Here is a 22,889-nt window from a genome sequence, read left to right as displayed (position 1 = left end):
CAGTCGCGCTTCTCAGGCGCGTTTCAGTGCCAGCCTATCCACGATCAGCGCCGCAGACTCCGCCGGCGCCTGCCTGCCCGTATCCACGCTGACATCGGGTTTGGGCATATGTGAGGTGGCGAAGACACCGGCCGCGTCCAGTCGCTCATAGACCTCATGCGAAGTCAGCTTGCCGCTGCCCTGACGTGATTGACTGTCGATGCGGCGATAGACTTCTTCTGTCGCGCAAGTCAGTTCGACGAACTGCACCCGGCCGCCGGCGATGTGCACGGTCGACAACGTGCGCTGGATGAATTCCGGCTGCACCGTGGTCTCGGGCGCGAAGGTGAAGATCATCCCCGGCGCCTTCATCGAGCCCATCCGGGCAAAGACCGACAGCCAGATTTCCTCGCGCAGCCCCACGAAGGCCGGACTGCCGAATTCGAACACCGAGAGCAGCAGGTCGACGGTCAGATGATTGTGAAACAGCTTGTAGCCGGTCAGCGCCGCCAGTTCGCGCGCCACCGTCAGCTTGCCCACGGCCGGTTTTCCGTAAAGAAACAGCAGATGCATGGCGACAGAATAAAGCCAGGCTGCGCTGCGTCAAACCGTCTTCTGCCACAGTTCGGCCACAGCTTCGTGCCTAAAAGGCGTGGTAACCGCCAAGCAGGCTGTTGGGGAAGACAACTTGCATCGCCGCGTCCGCGTATTTGCCGCTGTCCTGTCCGCGCTCGCCGGCGCGGCATGGGCCGGGACCGTGCGGTCTCAGGATGCGCCGCCCACCTGCCCACTTTTCACCAGCCCTGCCGCCCCTGCCTATTGCCACGTCGCGCTTCCACCGCCGCTGCCAGACGACGACCTGCCCGACGTGGTGCCACTGACCTACGATCCCGGCAGCGGCCTCCGGCTGCTCACCCGCCGGCCATTGTTCAGCCCTCAGGATGTCAGTCTGCTGACGCGCTATGGCAGTCTCGACACCCCCGAGGCAAACCGCGACCTGCAGATCGGCACACGCCAGATCGACGAGGCTGCCGCCCTGGAACCAGGTTCGGTATCCCGTGCCTATGACGTGCCGTTGCTCGACGGCCTCGACCTGAACAACACTAGCGCTGTCAGTCAGCGGCCCGGCGATCCCGGGGCCGACAACGCGGCAAAATCAGTGAACAGCAAGTTCGGCCTGGCATTCGAAGAATACGGCCTCACCTTCCGGTCCAATCCGGATGCCGCCGTGAACTGGAGTGAATTGGCCGGCAGCAGCAGCCGTCGTTTCGGCATCGACAATTCCGTCTCGGCCATGATCGCCCGCGACCTGACGCTGACCCTGTCCACTGCCTATGACACCCAGTCCAGCGCCGGCAATCCCGCCTCGGCCAGCAGCAATGAGCGGCACCGCATTGCCATCGCCCAGCACTTCGTCAGCGGCTACAAGGTCGGCGCCTCGGCCCAGCGCCGCAACGAATATCGCTTCCAGGAAGAACGCGATCTCAACATCCTCGGCCTGCAACTCGGTGTGCCGCTGGGCGAAAACCTGAACCTTACCGCCAGCCATGAATTCGGCCTCGGCGAGAAGCGCAATCTGGGCACTGCCAATGCCGTGCCGTTCTATGGCCAGCAGCAGACCCTGGACCTGCAATTGCAATGGACACCCGCCCTGCTCGCCCGCAAAGCAATGACCATCATGGCCGGTTATACCGTCACCCAGGATGAAATGTCGGGTGCCGCCGATCCCTACCTGACGCAGGCGCGGCTGAACCTTGCCATGCGCTTCTGAGCAACGCTCTGACGTAACGTCACGCTTACAAATGCAGGGATCGCTGCTACTCTTGCCGGCAACGGGAGAGAAGCCATGAGCGTACAGCCAGCCAATCCGTCCATTGCTGAGACCCATGAGGTCTACAATCAGCCGCCGGCGCTGGAGAATTACAATCTCTACACCACCGACCGCGCCCTGATGGCGGCGGCCGAGATCAACGGTGCTGGCTGGGCCAAGGACCGCCTCACCGTCTACGGCAGCCGGCTCGGCGATGCCGAGACCATCGAGAATGGCCGGCAGGCGAACAAGAATCCGCCGCAGCTCAAACTCTTCGACCGCTTCGGCCACCGCCGCGACGAAGTGGAATTCCATCCCGCCTGGCACAGCATCATGAGCCTGATCATCGGTGAAGGCCTGCATTCCGCGCCCTGGGCCGAGCCCAAGGCCGGCGCCCATGTGGCGCGCGCGGCAGCCTATATCATGCATGCGCAGATCGAACCGGGCAGCCAGTGCCCCACCACCATGACCTATGGCAGCGTGCCGGCGCTGAAAAAGGACAAGGCGCTGGCCGATGTCTGGCTGCCAAAAATCTATTCGCGCAAATACGACGGCAGCAACAGGCCGGCGACCCAGAAGACCGGCGCGCTGATCGGCATGGGTATGACCGAGAAACAGGGCGGCTCGGATGTGCGCACCAATTCCACCGTCGCCATTCCGGTCGGGAGCGGCGGCCCGGGCGCGGAATACCTGGTCACCGGCCATAAGTGGTTCTTCTCCTGCCCGCAGAACGACGCGCATCTGGTGCTGGCCCAGGCGCCGGGGGGCTTAAGCTGCTTCTTCGTGCCGCGCTGGCTGCCGGACGACAGCAAGAACGCCATCCTGATCCAGCGCCTGAAGGACAAGGTCGGCAACAAGTCGAATGCCTCATCGGAAGTGGAGTTCCGCAACGCCCATGGCTGGTTATTGGGCGAGGAAGGCCGCGGCGTGCCCACGATCATTGAAATGGGTACGTATACGCGACTGGATTGCGCGCTCGGTTCGACCGGACTGCTGCGCGGCGCCGTGGCGCAGGCCGCGCATCACGTGGCGCATCGCCGCGCCTTCCAGCGCCATCTGATCGACCAGCCGCTGATGACCAATGTGATAGCCGACCTGGCGCTGGAATCGGAAGCCTCCACGCAGCTGGCGTTGCGGCTGGCACGCGCCTTTGACCGCGCCGACAGCGATCCGGCCGAGGCGGCCTTCCGCCGCCTCTGCACGCCGGCGGTGAAATACTGGATCTGCAAGCGCGCCCCCAATGCCGTGGTGGAAGCCATGGAGGTGCATGGCGGCAACGGCTATGTCGACGAAGGCCCGCTCGGCATGCTGTACAAGGAAATCCCACTCAACTCGATCTGGGAAGGCTCGGGCAACGTGATGTGCCTGGACGTGCTGCGTGCATTGCAGAAAAGCCCCGACGGGCTGGAGGCTTATTTCGCCGACCTGATCGCCGCACGTGGCAATGACAAGCATCTGGATGCGGCGATCAACGATCTGAAGACGGAATTCACCGACCAGACCGAGATCGAGCATCGTGCCCGCCGTGTCGTGGAAAAGATGATGGTCACCCTTCAGGCCGCACTCCTCGTGCGCCATTCCACCGCTGCAGTCGCCGACGCCTTCTGCGCGTCGCGGTTGGGGGGCGACTGGGGGCACGCCTATGGCACGTTGCCCAAGGGCGTCGATACCCGCGCGATCGCCGACCGGACGCTGCCGGCCTAGGCGCTCGCTGCTTCCGTGGTGCTGACCGGGGCCTTCTCTTCCGCCGGCACCCGTACCTTCAGCGCCTGCGGCGCCACGGCGTAGCGGAGCGGGCCTTTCAGCATGTCGATCTCGCCGTCATTGGCGACCGGCTTGGTGCGCCGGAAATCGATGCGCAGGTTATGCGCCTTGATCACTTCCAGGGCCGGATCGCTGTCCAGCGTGCCGAGGAACAGCTTGGCCAACTGGCTCGCCGAACCGAGCCAGCTTTTCTCATGACTCATATACAGCGTCAGTTCACCGCTCTGCAGATCGGCGCGGCTGAACAGACGGCCGGCGTTGAATTCATAGCTGCCCACCGCCACTACCAGGGCCGGCGACAGGATTTCGCGACGCTCGCCATGATGCTCGATCGTGATTTCCATCATCCGGTGCCGTCGCACCGCGCGCCAGGCCGAGCGCAGCATGGCTGGCCATTTGGTCAGTCCGAACAGGCGCCGGCGCCGTTCGCGGTCGACGATCATTTCCGGATAGAGGCCAAGCGCCGACTTGTTGAGGAAGATGCCTTCACCGACGCGGCCGACATCGATAGGCGCCACTGTGGCATTGCAGAGCGCCGCCACCGCATTGCCGATCTCCAGCGGAATGTTCAGGTCACGCGCCAGCAAGTTCATAGTGCCCAACGGCAGCACGCCCAGCACGATATCGCGCTTCATCGCCAATGCGGCCGCCGCCCGCAGGGTGCCGTCACCGCCACCGACCCAGACCTCGTCGCTGGCCTCAGCCGCTGCGATCAGGCTGCGCGACAGCCGCCGCGGTGGCACGACCTGCACGTCCACATCGGGCCGCCCGGCGGAAGCGGCACTGTCACGGATCAGGGCGCGCAGGGCATCCGCACCATACTGGCGCGCCGTGCCGGACTCGGCGTTAATGACAATGGTAGTGGCCATGTGGATCCTGAAACGAAATCGGGGCCGGTGACTGCACGCCACCGGCCCCGACATAACGATCATCTCCGGGGAACACTCCCCCGGACACAGTCTCGGTGATTACTTCTCCGGCGACGGCGGTTCAGGCTTCTTGCGGTCGCGGATGTCGCTGAGCGCACTGCGCTTCTGCGCCCGGCGCGACAGCATGTTGAGGGACTCCACCGCCACCGAGAAGCCCATCGCGCCGTAGATCAGCATCTTGGGAATCTCGACGTCGAAGCCTTCAGCCACCAGCGCGAAGCCGATCATGACCAGGAAGGACAGGGCCAGCATCACGACATTGGGGTTGTTGTTCACGAAGCGCGCCAGCGGTTCGGCCAGCGCCACCATGATCACGACCGACAGGATCACGGCGACGACCATGATCTCGATCTCGCGCGACAGGCCTATGGCGGTGATCACGCTGTCGAGCGAGAAAACCACGTCGAGGATGGCGATCTGGCCGATGGTGGGCCAGAAGGCCGGGAACTTCTTTTTCACCACCACGCCGTCCTCGCCATGAACTTCCTCATGGGTGGGGGTGACGCGCTCGTGGATTTCGGTGGTGGCCTTCCAGATCAGGAAGAGACCGCCGATGATCAGCACCAGATCGCGGCCGGAAATCTCGATATTGAAGACCGTGAACCAGGGCTGGGTCAGGGTGATCAGCCAGGCCGCCGACAGCAGCAGCATGATGCGGGTGACGACGGCGCCGATCAGGCCGAGGCGACGCGCCATCGGCTGCTGTTCGATGGGCAGGCGGCCGGTGACAATGGTGATGAAGATCAGGTTGTCGACGGCGAGAACGAGCTCAAGGGCGACCAGGCCCACGAGGGCGATCAGGCCCGACGGCGTCATGAAAACGGAAAAGTCGATGGAATCCATGTGTCTGTCTACCGAACGGGATGAGGACGTTTAGACGTCCGACATCACTGTCATCCCGTTCATGCCAGCCAGAGGGGCCCGGACGTGATGCGGAATGTACCCAGAATTACGGCAATTTCAAGGCAAAACCCCTTCAAATCAGGAATTAGTCAGGTTTGCGGCGATAAACATATTCGTCACAACCGGAACCAAAAAATCCAATCCCGGCAGACCTAGTGTGGCTGCAAACCTGCTCAAATCCCAAATCACTCATCATCCGCGCAACATCCACCGGAGAAATAGATTCATAAGGATAGCCACCCAGCCAGTCATGAACGTCATGGCGGTAGTCCATTCCACGCTTGCTTTTGTAATCATTCACGTAAGCGTTAAAATCTCGGCCGACAATGCGAAATGCCGATCGCATGAGTGCAATGTAAATGTTTTGCGCTCTCGTTTGCGATCGCCGCGATGCGCCAGAATACCAACGCTTTATAAATTTCCACACAAAACACAGTGGTGTTTTCCGATACAACGCAAAAGCAAATATTCCATCAGGGGTGACCATCGCCGTCGCACATCGGATGGCTTCATGCATGGCACCCGTGTGATGCAACACACCCCAAGAATATACGATATCAAAATGGCCGAACCGCGTGGGCTGCATATCAAAGACACTACATTGGTAGCTTTCAGTTTGTGCACCTTCAGCAAACCGCGCCAATACTGCCTTTGTTGTACCTACCGAGTCTGGATCGATATCTAGACCAACAATCCGCACCGCGCCCAACATATATGCGCCGACCGCGTGAAGGCCCGAGCCGCATCCTATGTCAAGAAAGCTACGCTTCGTTATCGTATCTGGGCCAAGCAGACTGACCAGACCCTGACGCGCCTGCTCTAATCTGCCAGCATCAATCAGATCGGCATAACTCGCCCAGTTTCTGCCAAAGGCAAAATGAGTTTCAACAGCTTTCAGATCATTCTTCATAGAATTAGCATCGTTCTTCCATCTGCAGCTTTCAATCTGAAAGTTTCGATAATCTGCTTTTGACTGCTTGCAATTCTGTAGTCGCCTGCCGGATGACCTGTACAGCGCCCCAGAGCGCCAGACCAGCCATCAGCGCCGCCACCGCCAGATCGGGCCAGGGTGTGCCGGTGGCGAACACACCGCTGGCGGCCAGCAATACGGCGAGGTTTCCCAGCGCATCGTTGCGACTGCAGATCCAGACCGCGCGCATGTTGCTGTCGCCATCGCGGAAGCGGAACAGCAGCACGGTGCACAGAATATTGACCGCCAGCGCCGCGACGCCAATTACGCCCATGGTGGCAGGCTCAGGCACGGTGCCGGTCAGCAGATGGCGGATGACCATCACGGCGACCCAGAGGCCGAACAGCCCCATGGTGATGCCTTTCAGCAGCGCGGCACGCGCGCGCCAGACCAGCGCCAGCGGAAGTACTGCCAGCGCGATTCCGTAATTGGCGGCGTCGCCGAGGAAGTCGGCGGAGTCGGCCAGCAATGAGGCCGAGCCGGCACTCAGGCCCGCACCCAGTTCCACGACGAACATGCCGGCATTGAGCAGCAGCGCAATCCACAGCACGGGCTTGGCCGCACCGGCGCTATGATCATGACCGCCCGGACCATGGTGATGATCATGCCCATGATGATCATGATCGTGATTATGGCTCGGACCGCAGCAGCTCGCACCCATGGTTTACTCCCTCTCCGCCAGATGACCGTGAGGCTCGGTCACATGGGCAATCATGTCGTCGAGCATGTGACGCACATGGGCGTCGGCCAGCTCGTAGTGAATCTCGCGGCCCTTGCGCACCGCCTGCACCAGCCGTGCTGCCTTCAGCAGCCGCAGGTGATGGCTGGCCAGTTGCGGCGACAAGCCGGCAGCAGCGGCGGCCACACTGGCCGGCGTACCGCCGGTCTGCAGCGCGAGCACCAGCTTCAGGCGGCTGGGATCGCCCAGCAGACGGAACATGTCGGCGAGCTGGATCGTGTGCTGGTCTTCAATGTGGAATGAGGTCAACATTTAAATAACTGTTTAAATGTTTAAGCAATGAATGTCAAGCGGGTCAATTGAGCCCTCGCCAGTCCCCGCGTGGCGGGTCTATGCTGTTCAGGCACAACGATAAAAACCACAGCCGCCGCGTGATGATCCGTATGTCTCGCCTGACTTTATGTTCTCTTTATGTTTCACGTGAAACATCCCCCTTAGAGATAGCGGCCGCATGATCCGCGCCCTCATCTGGTGGCCGCTCGATTTCATGGGTCGGCACGCAACACGCTTCCTGTTCGGCGGGGTGCTGGTCGGCCTAGCTATACCGCCGCTGGCCAGCCTGCTGCGGCCAGGCCTGGTGGTCTTCCTGCTGCTGCCGCTGACCCTGGCCCTGATGCGGCTCGACTGGAGCGCCTTCCACGCCTATGCGCGGCGGCCCTGGCTGTTCCTGCCGGTGATCGTTTTCCTGCTGCTGGTCAGTCCGCTGCTGGTCTTCGCCGTGCTGATGCCGCTTGGCCTGCCACGCCCGCTGATGGAAGCCATCGTGCTGATGGCGGCAGCGCCACCGATCACCGGCACAGTGGCAATCGCGCTGATCCTGGGGCTGGATGCCGCCTTCGCTGTCATCGCCATGGTGCTGGCTACCGCACTGGTGCCCTTCACCCTGCCGCCGCTGGCGCTGCTGCTGCTCAATGTCGAGGTGCAGATGTCGCTCGTGGAATTCATGGGGCGACTGGCGTTGATGGTCGGCGTGGCCTTTGGCGCAGCGCTGATCGCGCACTGGGAGCTGCCGCCGGGCTGGCTGCAGAAGAACAAGCAGCTGATGGACGGCAGTTCGGTGCTGGCGCTGGTGCTGTTCGCCATCGCCATCATGGACGGCGTGACCGACAAGCTGATGGCCCAGCCAGGCTATGTGCTGCTGGCCACCGCGGCTGCCTTCATCGCCAACCTGGCGCTGCAGGCGCTGGGTTATCTCGCCGGGCGTTTTGTCTTGCGCCTCGATCAGGCCGCCGCACTCACGCTGGGGATTCTCACGGGGAACTGCAACATGGGGCTGGTGATGGTGTCGCTGGCCGACCGTGCCGTCTTCGACATGGTGGTGTTCTTTGCCATGGGGCAGCTGCCCATGTACATGCTGCCCGGTTTGCTGCAGCCTTTGTATCGGCGTGTCGCCGCGCGCGTATCCTGACGCCCATATCCTGCTTAGGGGAGTTAAAGCCATGCCTACATTGCTGATCACGGGCGCCAATCGCGGCATCGGGCTGGAACTGACCCGGCGCTATGTTGCCGCCGGCTGGACCGTGATCGCCACCTGTCGCGATCCGCAGGCCGCCACCGCACTGAAGGCCATTCCGAGTATCACCGTCGAGGCACTGGAGGTCACCGACTACGCGGCCGTCGATGCGCTGGCGAAGAAATACGACGGTACCGCCATCGACCTGCTGCTGAACAATGCCGGCATCTATGGCCATCGCGACGGCGCGCTGGCGATCAGCGACTTCGACACCTACCTGAACGTACTGCAGGTCAACAGCGTCGCACCGATGAAAATGGCGCTGACCTTCCTGCCGCATCTGAAAGCCGCCAAGGGAAGCAAGATCGCCACCATATCCAGCCGCATGGGCTCGATCGCGGCAGGCGGCGGCGGCTCCTACGTCTATCGCGCCTCCAAGGCCGCCATCAACGCCGCCATGCATAACCTGGCGCTCGATCTCAAATCTGCCGGCATCGGCGTGATCGTGCTGCATCCGGGCTGGGTCAAGACCGATATGGGTGGTCAGGGCGCGGACATCGATGTGCAGACGAGCGCCGCCGCGCTGCAGCGCGTGATCGATGGCGTGACGATCAAGGACACCGGAAAATTCTTCAACTACGACGGCAGCGAGATTCCATGGTGAGCAAGAGCATCCTGATCACGGGCGGCAGTCGCGGCATCGGCCGCGCCGTCGCCATCCTGGCCGGTACCCGCGGCTGGTCGGTCGGCGTCAACTATGCCGACAACGAGAAAGCCGCCCAGGACACGGTGAAAGCCGTGCAGACTGCTGGCGGCAAGGCGATTGCCATCAGGGGCAATGTCGCCGTGGAAGCCGATGCCATCGCCATGGTGGAGGCGACGGTGAAGGCCTTCGGCCGGCTTGACGGCCTGGTCAACAATGCCGGCGTGGTCGCGCCCACCGCCGACCTGATGGACATGAGCCTGGAACGCCTGCAACGCGTTTTCGACATCAACATCCTGGGCAGCTTCCTGGTCGCGCGCGAAGCCGCCCGGCGCATGGCGAAAAGCAAGGGCGGCAAGGGCGGCGCCATCGTCAACCTCTCCTCGGCAGCGGCACGACTGGGCTCGCCCAACCTGTTTCTCGATTATGCCGCTTCGAAAGGCGCCATCGACACCTTCACGCTCGGCCTGTCGAAAGAACTGGGACCCGAGGGCATTCGCGTGAATGCCGTGCGGCCGGGCATCATCGAGACCGATATCCATGCCAGCGCCGGTGAGCCGGATCGCGCGGCGCGCCTCGGCAAGACCGCGCCGCTGGGACGCGCCGGCACGGCCGAGGAAGTGGCGGAATCGATCCTCTGGCTGTTGGATGATGCTTCATCCTACGTCACCGGCGCCCTGCTGGACGTCGCCGGCGGACGCTGACCGCTTAACCCGGCGGGAATGTATTTCCGCTTGCGATATCGGTCAGCGTCAGCGTGATCGGTGGATTGCATTCCGATGCCGGATCGCCCGACAGCGTGCGGGGACCCTGTGGCGGCTTCAGGATAGAAGTCGGGCAGCCGGTACAGGTGATCGCCTGCCATGTGGAATTCACGTGGAACCAGCTATCGAAGCCAACCTCGCATTGGCTGGCCGTACACTGGTTGTATATCACATTGGTAGCGCCGATATTGCAGAACATCCAACGTGGATCCGGCGCCCAACCAAAGCCGACAGCCCGCGCCGGATTCTCTCCGCCGGCCTGATCAACGACCGTGACGTTGAACGCCGTGCATCCATCGAATGTGATGGTTTCGCCCCAGGCACTGAAGCCTGCACTCTGCCTGTCCTGCGGATTGATCGCCTGGATGTTGCTCACGGAACACCCCAGAATCCGGATGTCCGCGCCATAGACCTCCAGACCGGTGGCCTTGGCGCCAGTGTTATAAGGCGCCGGACCATCAAGAACATTGGTGGCGGTGAAGTTCTTGACCCCGACCACGCCGGCTACGAAGACGGACATGCCATGGGCATCGTCATTGCAGCCCGTGATATTGCTGGCGCTACAGTCCACAAATGCCAGCTCGACGCAGAGCATAGGCACGAAGCCGATCGAGGTATGCCCCATCGTCCGGATATTGCCTCCGAAATGCGTCACCAACGTATCGGCACTGCAGCCAGAGGTGTTGATGCCGCGCGAGAGGATATAACTGTAGCCCTGTGCCGACCCGTCATAATTGGTCAGGTGATTGACCTGGCAATTGGTCAGCGTCCCGCCCACGGTGGTCGTGAGCTGAATACCCGCGCAGGAATCCGATGTGACATACATGTACTGCACGATGCAGTCAGAAATACTGACATTGACGCCCATATCGACATGGATACCGGCAGGACTGGCACCGCGTTTCGCCAGATTGGTGAAATTCATCCCGCTGATGGTGATGTTCTGGACGGATAGCCCGCCAACCGTGTCGGCATAAATGCCATAGAAGCACATATTGAGCAGCATACCGTCCTGGATGGTCACGCTTCCCGCATTCTGGACGGATATCCCTACGATCTGCTGGCTGTTGTCCTGCACGACAGCCGTCAGACTGTGGCCGCCCAGGTCCAGCGTCACGTTATCGCAGGTGATGGTGATCGCGGCGCAGGCCGCAGACGGCGCCTCCCAGGTCAGATCGCCACTGAAGGTATAAGTCCCCGGCTGCGAGATGGTGATGCCCTGCGGCGGAATGCTGTCGATAGTATTGCTCGCCTGCAGGCTTTGTCCGCGCTGCTGGCGGATGGCAGACCTGATCTCGGACCGTGCGGCCGACCGGTCATATCTGGCAACAAAGGCCTTCTTGTCGAGATTCCTGAAAATCTCGTAAGAGAAAATCTTGTCGATGATGGCTTGCGTATGATCCGACGTCATTCAGCCCCCGGCATGAGTTGTTGCTGCTACACGGCTCCCCAATAGAGGCCATGCACGCGAATATCTCAACAAGAGTAGAGACGGGCATGAGAATGTATGCACATGGCAAACCCTGATGTGCATGCGATCGTATTAGAACGTAATGATACGGACCGAGTGGAACGCTGCCGGACGATGCGTCGTCCGATGTGGCCGTCAGGCGCTGCGCGGCTTACCCGAAGGTAGCGAAAGCCTGTGGGCTCGGATCGCCGTGGAATTTCTCGACCACCATCACGTAGTCGACGCCACCGTTGCGGGCCCGCGCCGCATCGAAATGCTGGCCCCACCAGCCGATCGGCTTGAGCGTGACATGCGCATTCTCACCATTGGGCAGAATCTTGCCAGCCGGATAGATGGCGACACCGGCATAGACGAAATGCCGGGCATAAGCGAACAGTTCATCCAGCACCCAGGGGATATCCTCCTCCGGGATATGTTCGAGTACATCCGTGCAGATCACGGCATCGAACTTGCCTTCGGGCAATGTGGCGTGCGGCGCATAACCAGGATCGTAAAGGCGAATCTCATCCAGATTCCATAACGCCTTCAGCCCGGTGACCTGTCGGCCTTCACAACATAGACCTGGTATCGTACTCTTCCGCCTTGCCTGCCCCGTAATCCAGCAGGGTGCGCGAGCCGCAACGCCGAATCAACCCCATGATCGAGCCTATGAATCGACAGGCTGCGCCCGTCGAACATCGTCTCAGCCTTCATCTTGTGTAGAGCATTGCCCTCATCGTGCATCTGGGCGTAATAGCCAAGCAGCTCCGTGAAGCGGGGACTAGAGGATTGGCGATTGCATGACATCGTTCCGTTCAATCCAGATAAAGCTTCATGCCGACATGGCTCGCCTTGAAGCCGAGCCGCTCATAGAGCCGATGCGCACCCTGCCGGCTGTTGTCGGAGGTGAGCTGCACCAGCTTGCAGCCTTTTTCTTTAGCACGATCGGCCGCATGACGGATCAGCTGCGAGCCCAACCCCTTGCCACGCAGCCGTGAGTCGATACGCACGGCTTCAATCTGCGCGCGCTGTTTTCCCAGACTGCCCAGCCCGGGCAGGATCAGCAGCTGCAGGCAGCCGACGATGGCATTGCTGTCGTCCAGCGCCAGGATCACCTCGGCGCCGATCTTCTGCAAACCGTCGAACGCCTTGCCGTATTCCGACGGCAACGGATCGGTGTACCGCTCGCGGCCGCCACCCAAATGATCGTCAGCCAGCAATCGCACGATCTCGGGGAGATCGGCCGCGGTGGCGATACGAAAGCTCAACGTCACTCCGCGGCCTCTGCAGAATCGCGGGCGGGATCATAGGCCAGGTTCGGTGCGAGCCAGCGCTCCATGACGCTGAGCTCCATGCCCTTGCGCTTGGCGTAATCGGCGACCTGGTCGCGCTCGATGCGGCCGATGCCGAAGTAGGTCGCTTGTGGATGGCTGAAATACCAGCCGCTGACCGCGGCCGAGGGCCACATGGCAAAGCTTTCGGTCAGCGTGATGCCGGCATTCTCGGGCGGCTTCAGCAGCTCGAACAGCGTGGCCTTCTCGGTATGGTCCGGGCAGGCCGGATAGCCCGGCGCCGGACGGATGCCGCGATACTTTTCGGCGATCAGGTCTTCATTGGGCAGCGCCTCGTCGGCGGCATAACCCCAGAAGTCCTTGCGCACGCGTTCATGCATGTGCTCGGCAAAGGCTTCAGCCAGGCGGTCGGCCAGGGCTTGCGCCAGAATGCCGGAATAGTCGTCCTGCTTCGCCGTGAACTCGCGTTTGATCCAGTCATCCAGGCCGATGCCGGCGGTGACTGCAAAGGACCCGACATAATCGGTGATGCCGGTATCCTTCGGCGCGACAAAATCAGCCAGGCAGTGATTGGCCCGGTCGCGGTCGCGCTTCATCTGCTGGCGCAGCATGTGCAACTGGGCGATTTCCTCGCCCTTGCCGGCGTCGTCGAACAGAACGATATCGTCGTCATTGATCTGGTTGGCCGGCCAGAAGCCGATGACGGCCGAGGCCTTGATCGGTTTTTCCTCAACGATGCGCTTCAGCATCGCCTTCGCATCCTTGAACAGGCTGCTAGCCGCTTCGCCCACTACCGGATCCTTCAGGATGTCGGGATACTTGCCGCGCAACTCCCAAGAGGCAAAGAAGGGCGACCAGTCGATGCGCGGAATCAGGTCAGCGATCGGATAATCCTGGAATACCTTCACGCCGAGGAATTTCGGCTTGGGCGGCTGATAGCCGGTCCAGTCGATCTTCACCTTGTTGCGGCGGACATCAGCGATCTTCTGGCGCGGGCCAGTGCTGCGCTCGCGCGCATGGATCTCACGGATCTTTTCATATTCGTTGGCGATCTCGCCGGTATAGACCGGACTGTCGTTGGCAGAGACCAGACGACCGGCCACGCCCACTGCGCGCGAGGCATCGGTGACATAGACCACAGGGCCCTTGTAATTGGGCGCGATCTTGACGGCGGTATGCACCTTCGAGGTGGTGGCACCGCCGATCAGCAGCGGCAGGGCAAAACCTTCACGCTGCATCTCGCTGGCGACATAGCACATCTCGTCCAGGCTGGGAGTGATCAGGCCGCTCAGACCGATGATATCGACCTTCTGCTTCTTCGCCTCTTCCAGGATGCGGGCGCAGGACACCATCACGCCAAGGTCGATCACCTCGTAATTGTTGCACTGAAGCACCACGCCGACAATGTTCTTGCCGATGTCGTGCACGTCGCCCTTCACGGTGGCCATCAACACCTTGCCGTTGGTCTTGGCCGGGCCGCTGTTCTTTTCGGCCTCGATGAAGGGCAGCAGGTAGGCCACCGCCTTTTTCATCACGCGGGCCGACTTCACCACCTGCGGCAGGAACATCTTGCCCGCTCCGAACAGGTCGCCCACCACATTCATGCCGTCCATCAGCGGACCTTCGATGACCTCCAGCGGCTTGGCCACGATGTGCCGCGCCTCCTCGGTGTCTTCATCGATAAAGTCGGAAATGCCATGCACCAGCGCATGGGTCAGGCGCTCGCGCACCGGCTTCTCGCGCCAGGACATGTCGATTTCCTGGGTCCGCGCTCCGCCCCTGAAGCGCTCGGCGATTTCCAGCATGCGCTCGGTCGCATCCGGACGGCGGTTGAGCAGCACGTCTTCCACGCGCTCGCGCAGCTCGGCCGGGATATCCTCATAGACCGGCAACTGGCCGGCATTGACAATGCCCATGTCCATGCCGTTCTGCATGCCGTAATACAGGAACACGGCGTGCATCGCCTCGCGGACCTGCTCATTGCCGCGGAAGGAGAAGGACACGTTCGAGACGCCGCCCGAGATATGACAATGCGGCAGGTTCTCGCGGATGCGCTTGGCGCCCTCGAAGAACTCGACGGCGTAGTTGTTATGTTCCTCGATGCCGGTGGCGACCGCGAAGATGTTGGGATCGAAAATGATGTCTTCAGGCGGGAAGCCGACCTTCTCGGTCAGCAGCTTGTAGGCACGGGCGCAGATTTCATACTTGCGGTCGGCGGTATCGGCCTGGCCCTGCTCATCAAAAGCCATGACGACGACGGCGGCGCCATAACGTTGAACCTTGCGGGCGTGCGCGAGAAAGGCTTCTTCGCCTTCCTTCATGCTGATCGAATTGACGATGGCTTTGCCCTGCACGCATTTCAGGCCGGCCTCGATCACGTCCCATTTGGAACTGTCGATCATGATCGGCACGCGCGAAATATCCGGCTCCGAGGCAATGAGGTTCAGGTATTTCACCATCGCCGCCTTGGAGTCGAGCATGCCCTCGTCCATGTTGATGTCGATGATCTGCGCGCCGTTCTCCACCTGCTGGCGCGCCACGGTCAGGGCCGCATCGAAATCGTCATTGAGGATAAGCTTGCGGAACTTCGCCGAGCCGGTGACATTCGTCCGCTCGCCAATATTGATGAAGACCGGGCCATTGAAGCCACGGTTCTCGGATTCAGGGGAAAAAGACTCGTCGATATCGGTCATGCGGCGGGCACAGCAAAGGGTTCAAGGCCGCTCAGCCGCAGCTGCGGCTGAATGGTGGGAATACGGCGCGGCTTCCGGCCCGCCACGCTTTCTGCGATGGCGCGGATATGGTCGGGCGTGGTGCCGCAGCAGCCACCGACGATATTCACCAGGCCGTGTTCAGCCCATTCGCGCAGATGCTCGGCCGTCTCATGCGGCGGCTCGTCATATTCACCGAACTGATTCGGAAGCCCGGCATTGGGATAGGCGCTGACAGGCACGTCGGCGACACGGCTGAGCTCGGCGATATAAGCGCGCATCTGCTGCGCCCCGAAGGCGCAGTTCAGACCAACCGAGAACGGCTTGGTGTGGCGCAAGGAATTCCAGAAGGCCTCGGTGGTCTGGCCCGACAGCGTGCGGCCCGACAGATCGGTGATGGTGCCTGAGATCATGATGGGCCATTCTTCACCCAGTTCATCAAACAGCTCGTAAACGCCAAAGGCGGCAGCCTTGGCGTTCAGCGTATCGAACACCGTCTCGATCAGCAGCAGGTCGGCGCCACCCTCAATCAGGCCACGCGCTTGCTCCTTGTAGGCATCCTTCAGCTCATCAAAGCTGATATTGCGGAAATCGGGGCGGTTGACGTCAGGCGACAGCGAAGCCGTGCGATTGGTCGGACCGATGGCGCCGGCGACAAAGCGCGGCTTGGATGGGTCCTTCTTGGTGTATTCGTCGGCAGCCTGGCGCGCGAGTTTCGCGCCTTCCTTGTTGATGTCATGCACGGCAGCTTCCAGGTGATAGTCACCCTGGCTGATCCAGGTGCCGCTGAAGGTGTTGGTCTCGATGATATCGGCGCCGGCGTCGAGGTATTCCTTGTGCACGTCGAAGATCACGTCGGGGCGCGTGATGTTCAGGATGTCGTGATTGCCCTTGAGATCGCTGTTGGCGCCCTTGAAGCGGTCACCGCGATAATCTTCCTCGGTCAGCTTGCGCCGCTGCAGCATGGTACCCATGGCGCCGTCCAGCACCAGGATGCGCTCCTTCGCCGCCTTGGCGAGGGCGGCACGACGGGCCTTGCGGTCATCGGCAGTGGTCATGACGCTACTCTCCTTACGCTGCGGCCTCGCCGGCAATCGCCGGCTTGGGCCGCACGCCAAGCACATGACAGATCGCATAGGTGAGATCGGCACGGTTCAGCGTGTAGAAATGGAATTCGTCGATGCCGGCCGCGAGCAGCCGACGGCACTGTTCGGCCGCCAGATGCGCCGCCACCATGCGACGCGTCTCGGGATCGTCATCCAGGCCATCAAACTGGTCGGCCATCCAGGCCGGCACACTGGCGCCGCAGGCGGCCGAGAACTTCACCACCTGGCGGAAATTGGTCACCGGCAGGATGCCCGGCACGATCGGTACCGTGATGCCGGCCGAGCGCGCGCGGTCGAGGAAGCGGAAATAGACGTCGGTATCGAAGAAATACTGCGTGATGCAGCGGGTCGCACCAGCATCCACTTTGCGCTTCAGATGTTCGAGCTCGACGCGGGGCGACGCGGTATCGGGATGGCCTTCAGGATAGCAGCCGACGCTGATCTCGAAATCGCCAATCTTCTTCAGCCCGGCAATCAGGTCGGTGGAATTGGCATAACCTTGCGGATGCGGCGCAAAACCACCGGTGCCTTCCTGCGGATCGCCGCGCAGGGCAACGATATGACGGATGCCGGCTTGCCAATAATGCTGGGCCACCTCGTCGACTTCACCCTTCGAGGCGCCAACGCAAGTGAGATGCGCGGCCGGCTTCAGGCCGGTTTCCTTGAGGATGCGCACGACGGTGTTATGGGTGCGTTCACGGGTCGAACCGCCGGCGCCATAGGTGACCGAGACGAAACGCGGCTCAAGCGGCGCGAGGCGCGTGACGCTACGCCACAGGCTTTCTTCCATCTCCGCCGTCTTCGGCGGGAAGAATTCGAATGAAACCTTCAGCGGACCGGACCGCCGGGCGGCATGGGCATTGGGTTCCGGGATCGTCATTCTGCAGCACTCTTGTGAGAGGAAGAGATCGAGGCAACGGCGCCGCGCTTGACGGCATGCCAGATATGAACGGTGAGCGACTGGCCCGGCAATGCGATCACCGGATCGGCCTCCAGACCGGCCGAGGCGCACCAGCCGCGCAGTTCGGCATCCGAGAAGCCAAGGCGCCGATGGGCATGGCGGGCACGCAGGTCTTCCAGGTCATGCGGCGCGAAGTCGATCACAACCAGACGGCCGCCGGGCTTCAGCACCCGCACGGCTTCCTGGATCGCCTTCTGCGGCTCGTCGGCGAAATGCAGCACCTGGTGGATCACGGCGGCATCGACGCTGGCGCTGTCGAGCGGCAAGGCATACATGTCGGCCTGACGCACCTGGCAATGCTTGATACCGGCGCGCTCCAGATTGGCGCGGGCGATGCTCAGCATGTCCCGGCTCAGATCGACGCCGAGGCCGCGCTTCACATGGGGACTGAGGATTTCCAGCAGCCGGCCGGTGCCGGTGCCGATATCCAACAGGTCATCGACCGGTGCACCCTGCCCCAGCAGCCGCAGCACGGCGGCCTCGACCTGGGCCTCATCCACATGCAGCGAGCGGATTGCCGACCACTGGGCCGCGTTGTCGCGGAAATAACGTTCGGCGGTTTCGGCGCGCGTACGCTTCACAGCAATCAGACGCTCGGCATCACGGGCCAGCGTCGCATCGTTGCGCGGCAGCAGCCCGCTGACCGCACGCACCAGCGGCGCACCCGACAGGCGATCGCCGACACGATAGAAGGCCCAGGTACCTTCGGGCACGCGCTCCAGCAGGCCGGCCTCGCAGAGCAGTTTCAAATGGCGGGAGACGCGCGGCTGGCTTTGGCCCAGTATCTGGGTGAGCTCGCTGACCGTGAGTTCGCCCTGGGCGCAAAGCGCCAGAAGCCGCAGGCGCGTCGGCTCGGCCGCCGCCCGCAGGGCGGCCATCAGGGTGTCGAGGGTCAGGGCTGACTCGGTCATGGGATAAATATAAACATATCTTTATGTATTTGTGTAGTACCAAAAGCAGGGCAAAAAAGAATCATCGCCATATAACTATCGTCAGGCTATGGTTCGGCCGCGTTCCCGCCATAATCAGTTGTCAAAAAAACCATTCTCTTCCGCCTCTTAGTCGGGATTCCCCATGCCGTCAGCCCTGCTTTCCCGCCGTTTTCTCCTGATCGCCGCTGCCACCGGTCTTTTCCTCGGTCTGCAGGCCATTTCTGTCGCCTCGGCCCGGGCCGCAGCCCCCGACCAGTTCATCCGTGAAGTCGGTGGCGACACCCTCAAGGCTCTGGGCGACCGCTCCCTGACCCAGGAGAAGCGCGAAGGTCTGGTCCGCACTCTGATGACCACGCATCTCGATCTGGATGCCGTCGGCCAGTTCTGCCTCGGCCGTTACAACCGCGGCCTGACCGACGCCCAGAAGCAGGAATATCACGGCCTGTTCCTCGACTACCTGGTGAAGGTCTATTCGCAGCTGCTGTCGCAGTACAACGGCGAGACGCTGGACGTGCGCGACGGCGTCAAGGCTGCCGGCAGCGAACAGGTGGTGGAATCGCAGATCAACCGCCAGAACGGCCCGCCGATCCGCGTCGAGTGGAAGACCCATGAGAAGGACGGCAAGCCGCTGGTCACCGATGTAGTGGTGGAGGGCGTGTCGATGGCCTTCACCCAGCGCCAGCAGTTCGAATCCGTGATCCAGAACAATGGCGGCAAGGTCGAAGCACTGTTCACCGCGATGAAGAAGCAGATCGCCGGCCGCCGCTGACGCGCATCATGCAGACATGAAAAAGCCGGCCGTCTCGCGATGGCCGGCTTTTTCTTTATCCTGACGACAAATCAGGCCATGGCGGCGGCGGAGGTCAGCTCCAGCGCATAGCCGGCCGACCGCACCGTGCGGATCACATCCATCTCGCCATTGCCGTTCAACGCCTTGCGCAGGCGACGGATATGGACGTCCACCGTGCGCTGCTCGACATAGATGTCGCGACCCCAGACCGCATCCAGAAGCTGGTCGCGCGACAGCACGCGACCGGGATGCTCAAGGAAATAACGCAGCAGGCGGAATTCCGTCGGGCCCAGATGCACGTCACGGCCGTTGCGGGTGACCTTGTGCGTGGCGATATCCATCACCAGGCCGCCATAGGTCAGCACCTCTTCCGCCAGTGCCGGCCGGATGCGGCGCAGCACCGCACGGATGCGGGCCAGCAGTTCGCCCGGTGAAAACGGCTTGGCGATATAGTCGTCAGCGCCGGCGTCAAGGCCGCGCACGCGATCGGCTTCCTCGCCACGCGCCGTCAGCATGATGATCGGCACATTGCGGGCATTGGGATCGCGGCGCAGCTGGCGGCAGACCTCAAGCCCCGATAGACGCGGCAGCATCCAGTCGAGCAGGATTAGGTCCGGCATATGTTCAGCCACCTTCAGCAAGGCCTGCTCGCCGTCCATCGCTTCGTCGACGGTGTAATTTTCCTTTTCCAGGTTGTAGCGCAGCAGCGCCAGCAACGCCGCTTCGTCCTCGATCACGAGAACGCGCGGCTTGATGGAGATATTCATCGCTGGCCTCCCGGCGCATTCACCACGGCATAGGCCGTATCGTCGCCCTTCGGGCGGTCTTCCTTCTGCATCTCGCCCGTCACCGTGTAGTGGATCAGTTCGGCGATATTGGTGGCATGGTCGCCGATGCGCTCGATATTCTTGGCGATGAACAGCAGATGCGTGCTGCTGGTGATGGAGCGCGGATCCTCCATCATGTAGGTCAGCAGTTCGCGGAACAGGCTGGTGTACAGTTCATCCACCTCTTCATCGCGAGCCCAGACCGCGTCGGCCTTGGCGGCGTCCGCAGTAATATAGGCGTCCAGCGTGTCCTTGATCAGGGCCTGCACCAGGGCAGCCATGCGCGGAATGGCATGCACCGGCCGCACCAGCGGCGCCTGGTTCAGCGCCACCGCGCGCTTGGCGACATTCTTGGCATAGTCACCGATGCGTTCGATCTCGGACGAGATGCGCAGGGCCGAGACCACAATGCGCAGATCGTCGGCCATCGGCTGGCGCCGGGCCAGCAACTCGATGGCGAAATCGTCAACCTGGTTGCGCAGGGCATCGATCTTAGTATCGCTCTTCACTACCTCAGCAGCCAGATTGCTGTCACGCTTCACGATCGCCTCGACGGCGGCGGAAAGCTGTGATTCAGCCAGGCCACCCATCTGCACGATGAGGGTCGACAGCTTCTTCAGCTCGTCGTCGTATTTCTGAACAATATGTTGCGGCATTTTCTATGTCCTCACTCTGCTCAGCCGAAGCGACCGGTGATGTAGCCCTGCGTCCGCTCGTCCTTGGGATTTGTGAAAATCACCCTGGTATCGTCCGTCTCGACCAGATTGCCCAGATGGAAGAAGGCGGTCCGCTGCGACACGCGTGCAGCCTGCTGCATGGAATGGGTGACGATGACGATGGTGTACTGCTCGCGCAGCTCGTCCATCAGTTCCTCGATATGGGCCGTGGCGATCGGATCCAGCGCCGAGCAGGGCTCGTCCATCAGGATCACTTCCGGCGCCACCGCGATGGCGCGGGCGATGCACAGGCGCTGCTGCTGGCCGCCCGAAAGGCTGGTGCCTGACTCCTGCAACCGGTTGCCGACTTCCTTCCACAGACCAGCCTGCTTCAGCGAGGTCTCGACGATATGGTCGAGATGATCGCTGCTTTCGGCCAGACCGTGAATGCGCGGCCCATAGGCGACATTCTCGTAGATCGACTTCGGGAACGGATTTGGCTTCTGGAACACCATGCCGACCCGGGCCCGCAACTGCACGACATCGACCTGGCTGTCATAGATGTTCAGCGCATCAAGGCGGATATCGCCGACCACGCGGCAATCGCGGATCGTATCGTTCATCCGGTTGAGGCAGCGCAGGAAGGTCGACTTGCCGCAGCCCGACGGACCGATCAGCGCGGTGACCGCACGAGCCGGGATGTGCAGGTCGACGTCACGCAGAGCCTGCTTTTCGCCATAGAAGACGCCGACCTTCTGCGTCACCATCTTAACTTCGATCTCGGACTGGCGGAGATCGACACCGCTACCATTCTGCATGAAAAGTCCTTATGGCTCCGAAAGGGATATAACGTACAGACACGATTACCAGCGACGCTCGAACCGCTTGCGCAGCAGGATGGCGGCCAGGTTCATCAGCAGCAGGAAGACCAGCAGCACGATGATGGCAGCCGAGGTTTTCTCGACGAAGCCGCGCTCGGAACTGTCGGCCCACATGAATATCTGCACCGGCAGCACCGTGGCGGCATCGACCGGCGTGGCCGGGATGTCGACGATGAAGGCGACCATGCCGATCATCAGCAGCGGCGCCGTCTCGCCCAGGGCATGGGCCATGGCGATGATGGTGCCGGTCAAGATGCCGGGCATGGCCAGCGGCAGCACGTGATGCAGCACCACCTGCAGCGGGGAAGCGCCAAGGCCCATGGCGGCCTGACGGATCGAGGGCGGCACCGCGCGCAGAGCGGCGCGCGAAGCGATGATGATCACCGGCAGGCTCATCAGCGCCAGCACCAGGCCGCCGACCAGCGGCGCCGAGCGCGGCATGCCGAAGAAGCCGATGAACACTGCAAGGCCGAGCAGGCCGTAAACGATGGAGGGCACGGCCGCGAGATTGTTGATGTTGACCTCGATGACCTCGGTCCAGCGATTCTTCGGCGCGAATTCTTCCAGATAGACCGCCGCCATGATACCCAGCGGGAAAGCGACCAGCAGGGTCACCAGCAGCGTGTAGAAAGATCCCACCACACCGCCCCAGACACCGACCAGTTCCGGTTCGCGGCTGTCGGCCCCGGTGAAGAAGCGGGTGTTGAACCGCAGCTCCAAATCGCCCCGCGCCTTCAGCGCATCGATCCAGGTAACCTGATTGTCCTTGACCCGGCGCTGTTCTTCAGGCGCGGCGGTATCAACCTGCTTTTTCACGAAGACGTCGATGTCGGACGATGTCGGCAGCCAGACACTGACGGTCTGTCCGATCAGCGTGGGATCGGCAACCACCATGCGGGCAAGCTGTGATTCAGCGCCGGCGCTGACCAGAGCCTGCAGGCGACGACGGTCGCCGCGGCTCTGCACCTCGGGGAATTTCTTCTGCAGGGTCTCAAGGATGATGCCGCCGTAATTGCCCTGCATGATCTTGCGCGGATCGGTGGTGCCCACCGGTGCGATCTGCTCGGCGCTCAGCGCCACATCCAGACGGATATGAGTCTGCTGGAAAGCCGTGAAGCCGGCGCTGGCGATCGTGGACAGCAGCACGCAGAGCGCGGCGACCGAAAACAGGATGGCGGCCAGGCCGATGAATTTGAAGCGGCTTTCCGCAGCATACCGGGCGCGGAGACGCTTGGTCGCCTCCTCCGTCATATGCACGCCGGGCGCCAC

General features: G+C 62.0%; 23 protein-coding genes. 6 read left to right on the top strand and 17 right to left on the bottom strand.

Annotated elements, in window-relative coordinates:
* Positions 1-12: 12 nt before the first annotated feature.
* Positions 13-519, bottom strand: a complete 507-nt coding sequence (locus tag AC1RRE_RS08055; RefSeq protein WP_492980602.1) for a DEAD/DEAH box helicase family protein — start codon at positions 517-519, stop codon at positions 13-15.
* Positions 520-667: 148 nt separating this feature from the next.
* On the opposite strand from AC1RRE_RS08055, the gene AC1RRE_RS08050 reads away from it, so the two are divergent.
* The gene (locus AC1RRE_RS08050; RefSeq protein ID WP_492980601.1) at positions 668-1,750 is read left to right on the top strand and encodes a hypothetical protein; all 1,083 of its coding nucleotides are present in this window, start codon (positions 668-670) and stop codon (positions 1,748-1,750) included.
* 75 nt (positions 1,751-1,825) lie between these two features.
* Positions 1,826-3,493: an isovaleryl-CoA dehydrogenase gene (locus AC1RRE_RS08045; RefSeq protein ID WP_492980600.1), complete on the top strand. Its 1,668-nt coding sequence runs from the start codon at positions 1,826-1,828 to the stop codon at positions 3,491-3,493.
* On the opposite strand, the gene AC1RRE_RS08040 is transcribed toward AC1RRE_RS08045, so the two are convergent.
* The 5 genes from AC1RRE_RS08040 to AC1RRE_RS08020 form a co-directional block, all read right to left on the bottom strand.
* A complete protein-coding gene (locus tag AC1RRE_RS08040) occupies positions 3,490-4,422 on the bottom strand; it encodes a diacylglycerol/lipid kinase family protein (protein ID WP_492980599.1) in 933 nt (310 codons plus the stop codon). The genes AC1RRE_RS08045 and AC1RRE_RS08040 overlap by 4 nt on opposite strands.
* A 99-nt stretch (positions 4,423-4,521) precedes the next feature.
* On the bottom strand, positions 4,522-5,325 hold the full coding sequence (locus tag AC1RRE_RS08035; RefSeq protein WP_492980598.1) for a TerC family protein: 804 nt from the start codon (positions 5,323-5,325) through the stop codon (positions 4,522-4,524).
* Positions 5,326-5,470: 145 nt separating this feature from the next.
* Positions 5,471-6,295, bottom strand: a complete 825-nt coding sequence (locus AC1RRE_RS08030) for a class I SAM-dependent methyltransferase (protein WP_492980597.1) — start codon at positions 6,293-6,295, stop codon at positions 5,471-5,473.
* A 31-nt stretch (positions 6,296-6,326) separates the two neighbouring features.
* Entirely contained in the window at positions 6,327-7,016 is a 690-nt protein-coding gene (locus AC1RRE_RS08025) for a cation efflux transmembrane domain-containing protein (protein ID WP_492980596.1), read from the bottom strand.
* A gap of 3 nt (positions 7,017-7,019) precedes the next feature.
* Positions 7,020-7,346, bottom strand: coding sequence for an ArsR/SmtB family transcription factor (locus AC1RRE_RS08020; RefSeq protein WP_492980595.1), 327 nt, complete (start codon positions 7,344-7,346; stop codon positions 7,020-7,022).
* A gap of 199 nt (positions 7,347-7,545) precedes the next feature.
* On the opposite strand from AC1RRE_RS08020, the gene AC1RRE_RS08015 reads away from it, so the two are divergent.
* The 3 genes from AC1RRE_RS08015 to AC1RRE_RS08005 are packed head-to-tail and all read left to right on the top strand — an operon-like array spanning position 7,546 to position 9,954.
* Positions 7,546-8,502, top strand: a complete 957-nt coding sequence (locus tag AC1RRE_RS08015) for a hypothetical protein (RefSeq protein WP_492980594.1) — start codon at positions 7,546-7,548, stop codon at positions 8,500-8,502.
* A gap of 31 nt (positions 8,503-8,533) precedes the next feature.
* Positions 8,534-9,211, top strand: coding sequence for an SDR family oxidoreductase (locus AC1RRE_RS08010; RefSeq protein ID WP_492980593.1), 678 nt, complete (start codon positions 8,534-8,536; stop codon positions 9,209-9,211).
* Positions 9,205-9,954, top strand: coding sequence for an SDR family oxidoreductase (locus AC1RRE_RS08005; RefSeq protein ID WP_492980592.1), 750 nt, complete (start codon positions 9,205-9,207; stop codon positions 9,952-9,954). Before AC1RRE_RS08010 ends, AC1RRE_RS08005 begins: the two co-directional genes overlap by 7 nt.
* A gap of 4 nt (positions 9,955-9,958) precedes the next feature.
* Here AC1RRE_RS08005 and AC1RRE_RS08000 read toward each other — a convergent pair whose 3' ends face one another.
* The 7 genes from AC1RRE_RS08000 to AC1RRE_RS07970 form a co-directional block, all read right to left on the bottom strand.
* A complete protein-coding gene (locus tag AC1RRE_RS08000) occupies positions 9,959-11,425 on the bottom strand; it encodes a right-handed parallel beta-helix repeat-containing protein (protein ID WP_492980591.1) in 1,467 nt (488 codons plus the stop codon).
* A 211-nt stretch (positions 11,426-11,636) separates the two neighbouring features.
* Entirely contained in the window at positions 11,637-11,948 is a 312-nt protein-coding gene (locus AC1RRE_RS07995; RefSeq protein WP_492980590.1) for a class I SAM-dependent methyltransferase, read from the bottom strand.
* 331 nt (positions 11,949-12,279) lie between these two features.
* Entirely contained in the window at positions 12,280-12,732 is a 453-nt protein-coding gene (locus AC1RRE_RS07990) for a GNAT family N-acetyltransferase (protein WP_492980589.1), read from the bottom strand.
* Positions 12,733-12,734: 2 nt separating this feature from the next.
* A complete protein-coding gene (metH, locus tag AC1RRE_RS07985; protein WP_492980588.1) occupies positions 12,735-15,449 on the bottom strand; it encodes a methionine synthase in 2,715 nt (904 codons plus the stop codon).
* Complete coding sequence (locus tag AC1RRE_RS07980) at positions 15,446-16,525, bottom strand: homocysteine S-methyltransferase family protein (RefSeq protein WP_492980587.1); 1,080 nt, start codon at positions 16,523-16,525, stop codon at positions 15,446-15,448. Before AC1RRE_RS07980 ends, metH begins: the two co-directional genes overlap by 4 nt.
* A gap of 13 nt (positions 16,526-16,538) precedes the next feature.
* Complete coding sequence (metF, locus tag AC1RRE_RS07975) at positions 16,539-17,453, bottom strand: methylenetetrahydrofolate reductase [NAD(P)H] (protein ID WP_492980586.1); 915 nt, start codon at positions 17,451-17,453, stop codon at positions 16,539-16,541.
* A complete protein-coding gene (locus tag AC1RRE_RS07970) occupies positions 17,450-18,445 on the bottom strand; it encodes an ArsR/SmtB family transcription factor (RefSeq protein WP_492980585.1) in 996 nt (331 codons plus the stop codon). Before AC1RRE_RS07970 ends, metF begins: the two co-directional genes overlap by 4 nt.
* 163 nt (positions 18,446-18,608) lie before the next feature.
* Between AC1RRE_RS07970 and AC1RRE_RS07965 the strand changes: the two genes are divergently transcribed.
* Positions 18,609-19,235: an MlaC/ttg2D family ABC transporter substrate-binding protein gene (locus AC1RRE_RS07965; protein WP_492980584.1), complete on the top strand. Its 627-nt coding sequence runs from the start codon at positions 18,609-18,611 to the stop codon at positions 19,233-19,235.
* A 71-nt stretch (positions 19,236-19,306) separates the two neighbouring features.
* On the opposite strand, the gene phoB is transcribed toward AC1RRE_RS07965, so the two are convergent.
* The 4 genes from phoB to pstA form a co-directional block, all read right to left on the bottom strand.
* Positions 19,307-20,023 (bottom strand): phosphate regulon transcriptional regulator PhoB, encoded by a 717-nt coding sequence (gene phoB / locus AC1RRE_RS07960; protein ID WP_492980583.1) that lies wholly within the window; start codon positions 20,021-20,023, stop codon positions 19,307-19,309.
* Positions 20,020-20,739, bottom strand: a complete 720-nt coding sequence (gene phoU, locus AC1RRE_RS07955; RefSeq protein ID WP_492980582.1) for a phosphate signaling complex protein PhoU — start codon at positions 20,737-20,739, stop codon at positions 20,020-20,022. Before phoU ends, phoB begins: the two co-directional genes overlap by 4 nt.
* 20 nt (positions 20,740-20,759) lie before the next feature.
* The gene (pstB, locus tag AC1RRE_RS07950; RefSeq protein WP_492981341.1) at positions 20,760-21,506 is read right to left on the bottom strand and encodes a phosphate ABC transporter ATP-binding protein PstB; all 747 of its coding nucleotides are present in this window, start codon (positions 21,504-21,506) and stop codon (positions 20,760-20,762) included.
* Positions 21,507-21,602: 96 nt separating this feature from the next.
* Complete coding sequence (pstA, locus tag AC1RRE_RS07945; protein ID WP_492981340.1) at positions 21,603-22,871, bottom strand: phosphate ABC transporter permease PstA; 1,269 nt, start codon at positions 22,869-22,871, stop codon at positions 21,603-21,605.
* Positions 22,872-22,889: the final 18 nt, after the last annotated feature.

This window comes from Ferrovibrio sp. GW821-FHT12D07, assembly GCF_058807275.1.
Note: the sequence above shows the minus strand (reverse complement) of the source record. Positions and strands in the feature narration are given on the sequence as shown.

What these genes read in the sequence shown, in the direction of transcription:
- AC1RRE_RS08000 (WP_492980591.1), bottom strand. Translation starts at nt 11,425, where the DNA reads ATGACGTCGGATCATACGCAAGCCATCATCGACAAGATTTTCTCTTAC.
- pstA (WP_492981340.1), bottom strand. Translation starts at nt 22,871, where the DNA reads ATGACGGAGGAGGCGACCAAGCGTCTCCGCGCCCGGTATGCTGCGGAA.
- AC1RRE_RS08045 (WP_492980600.1), top strand. Translation starts at nt 1,826, where the DNA reads ATGAGCGTACAGCCAGCCAATCCGTCCATTGCTGAGACCCATGAGGTC.
- metH (WP_492980588.1), bottom strand. Translation starts at nt 15,449, where the DNA reads ATGACCGATATCGACGAGTCTTTTTCCCCTGAATCCGAGAACCGTGGC.
- AC1RRE_RS08035 (WP_492980598.1), bottom strand. Translation starts at nt 5,325, where the DNA reads ATGGATTCCATCGACTTTTCCGTTTTCATGACGCCGTCGGGCCTGATC.
- AC1RRE_RS07965 (WP_492980584.1), top strand. Translation starts at nt 18,609, where the DNA reads ATGCCGTCAGCCCTGCTTTCCCGCCGTTTTCTCCTGATCGCCGCTGCC.
- AC1RRE_RS08030 (WP_492980597.1), bottom strand. Translation starts at nt 6,295, where the DNA reads ATGAAGAATGATCTGAAAGCTGTTGAAACTCATTTTGCCTTTGGCAGA.
- AC1RRE_RS08020 (WP_492980595.1), bottom strand. Translation starts at nt 7,346, where the DNA reads ATGTTGACCTCATTCCACATTGAAGACCAGCACACGATCCAGCTCGCC.
- AC1RRE_RS08025 (WP_492980596.1), bottom strand. Translation starts at nt 7,016, where the DNA reads ATGGGTGCGAGCTGCTGCGGTCCGAGCCATAATCACGATCATGATCAT.
- AC1RRE_RS08040 (WP_492980599.1), bottom strand. Translation starts at nt 4,422, where the DNA reads ATGGCCACTACCATTGTCATTAACGCCGAGTCCGGCACGGCGCGCCAG.
- AC1RRE_RS08005 (WP_492980592.1), top strand. Translation starts at nt 9,205, where the DNA reads ATGGTGAGCAAGAGCATCCTGATCACGGGCGGCAGTCGCGGCATCGGC.
- AC1RRE_RS07970 (WP_492980585.1), bottom strand. Translation starts at nt 18,445, where the DNA reads ATGACCGAGTCAGCCCTGACCCTCGACACCCTGATGGCCGCCCTGCGG.
- AC1RRE_RS08010 (WP_492980593.1), top strand. Translation starts at nt 8,534, where the DNA reads ATGCCTACATTGCTGATCACGGGCGCCAATCGCGGCATCGGGCTGGAA.
- AC1RRE_RS07980 (WP_492980587.1), bottom strand. Translation starts at nt 16,525, where the DNA reads ATGACCACTGCCGATGACCGCAAGGCCCGTCGTGCCGCCCTCGCCAAG.
- metF (WP_492980586.1), bottom strand. Translation starts at nt 17,453, where the DNA reads ATGACGATCCCGGAACCCAATGCCCATGCCGCCCGGCGGTCCGGTCCG.
- pstB (WP_492981341.1), bottom strand. Translation starts at nt 21,506, where the DNA reads ATGGTGACGCAGAAGGTCGGCGTCTTCTATGGCGAAAAGCAGGCTCTG.
- AC1RRE_RS08015 (WP_492980594.1), top strand. Translation starts at nt 7,546, where the DNA reads ATGATCCGCGCCCTCATCTGGTGGCCGCTCGATTTCATGGGTCGGCAC.
- phoB (WP_492980583.1), bottom strand. Translation starts at nt 20,023, where the DNA reads ATGAATATCTCCATCAAGCCGCGCGTTCTCGTGATCGAGGACGAAGCG.
- phoU (WP_492980582.1), bottom strand. Translation starts at nt 20,739, where the DNA reads ATGCCGCAACATATTGTTCAGAAATACGACGACGAGCTGAAGAAGCTG.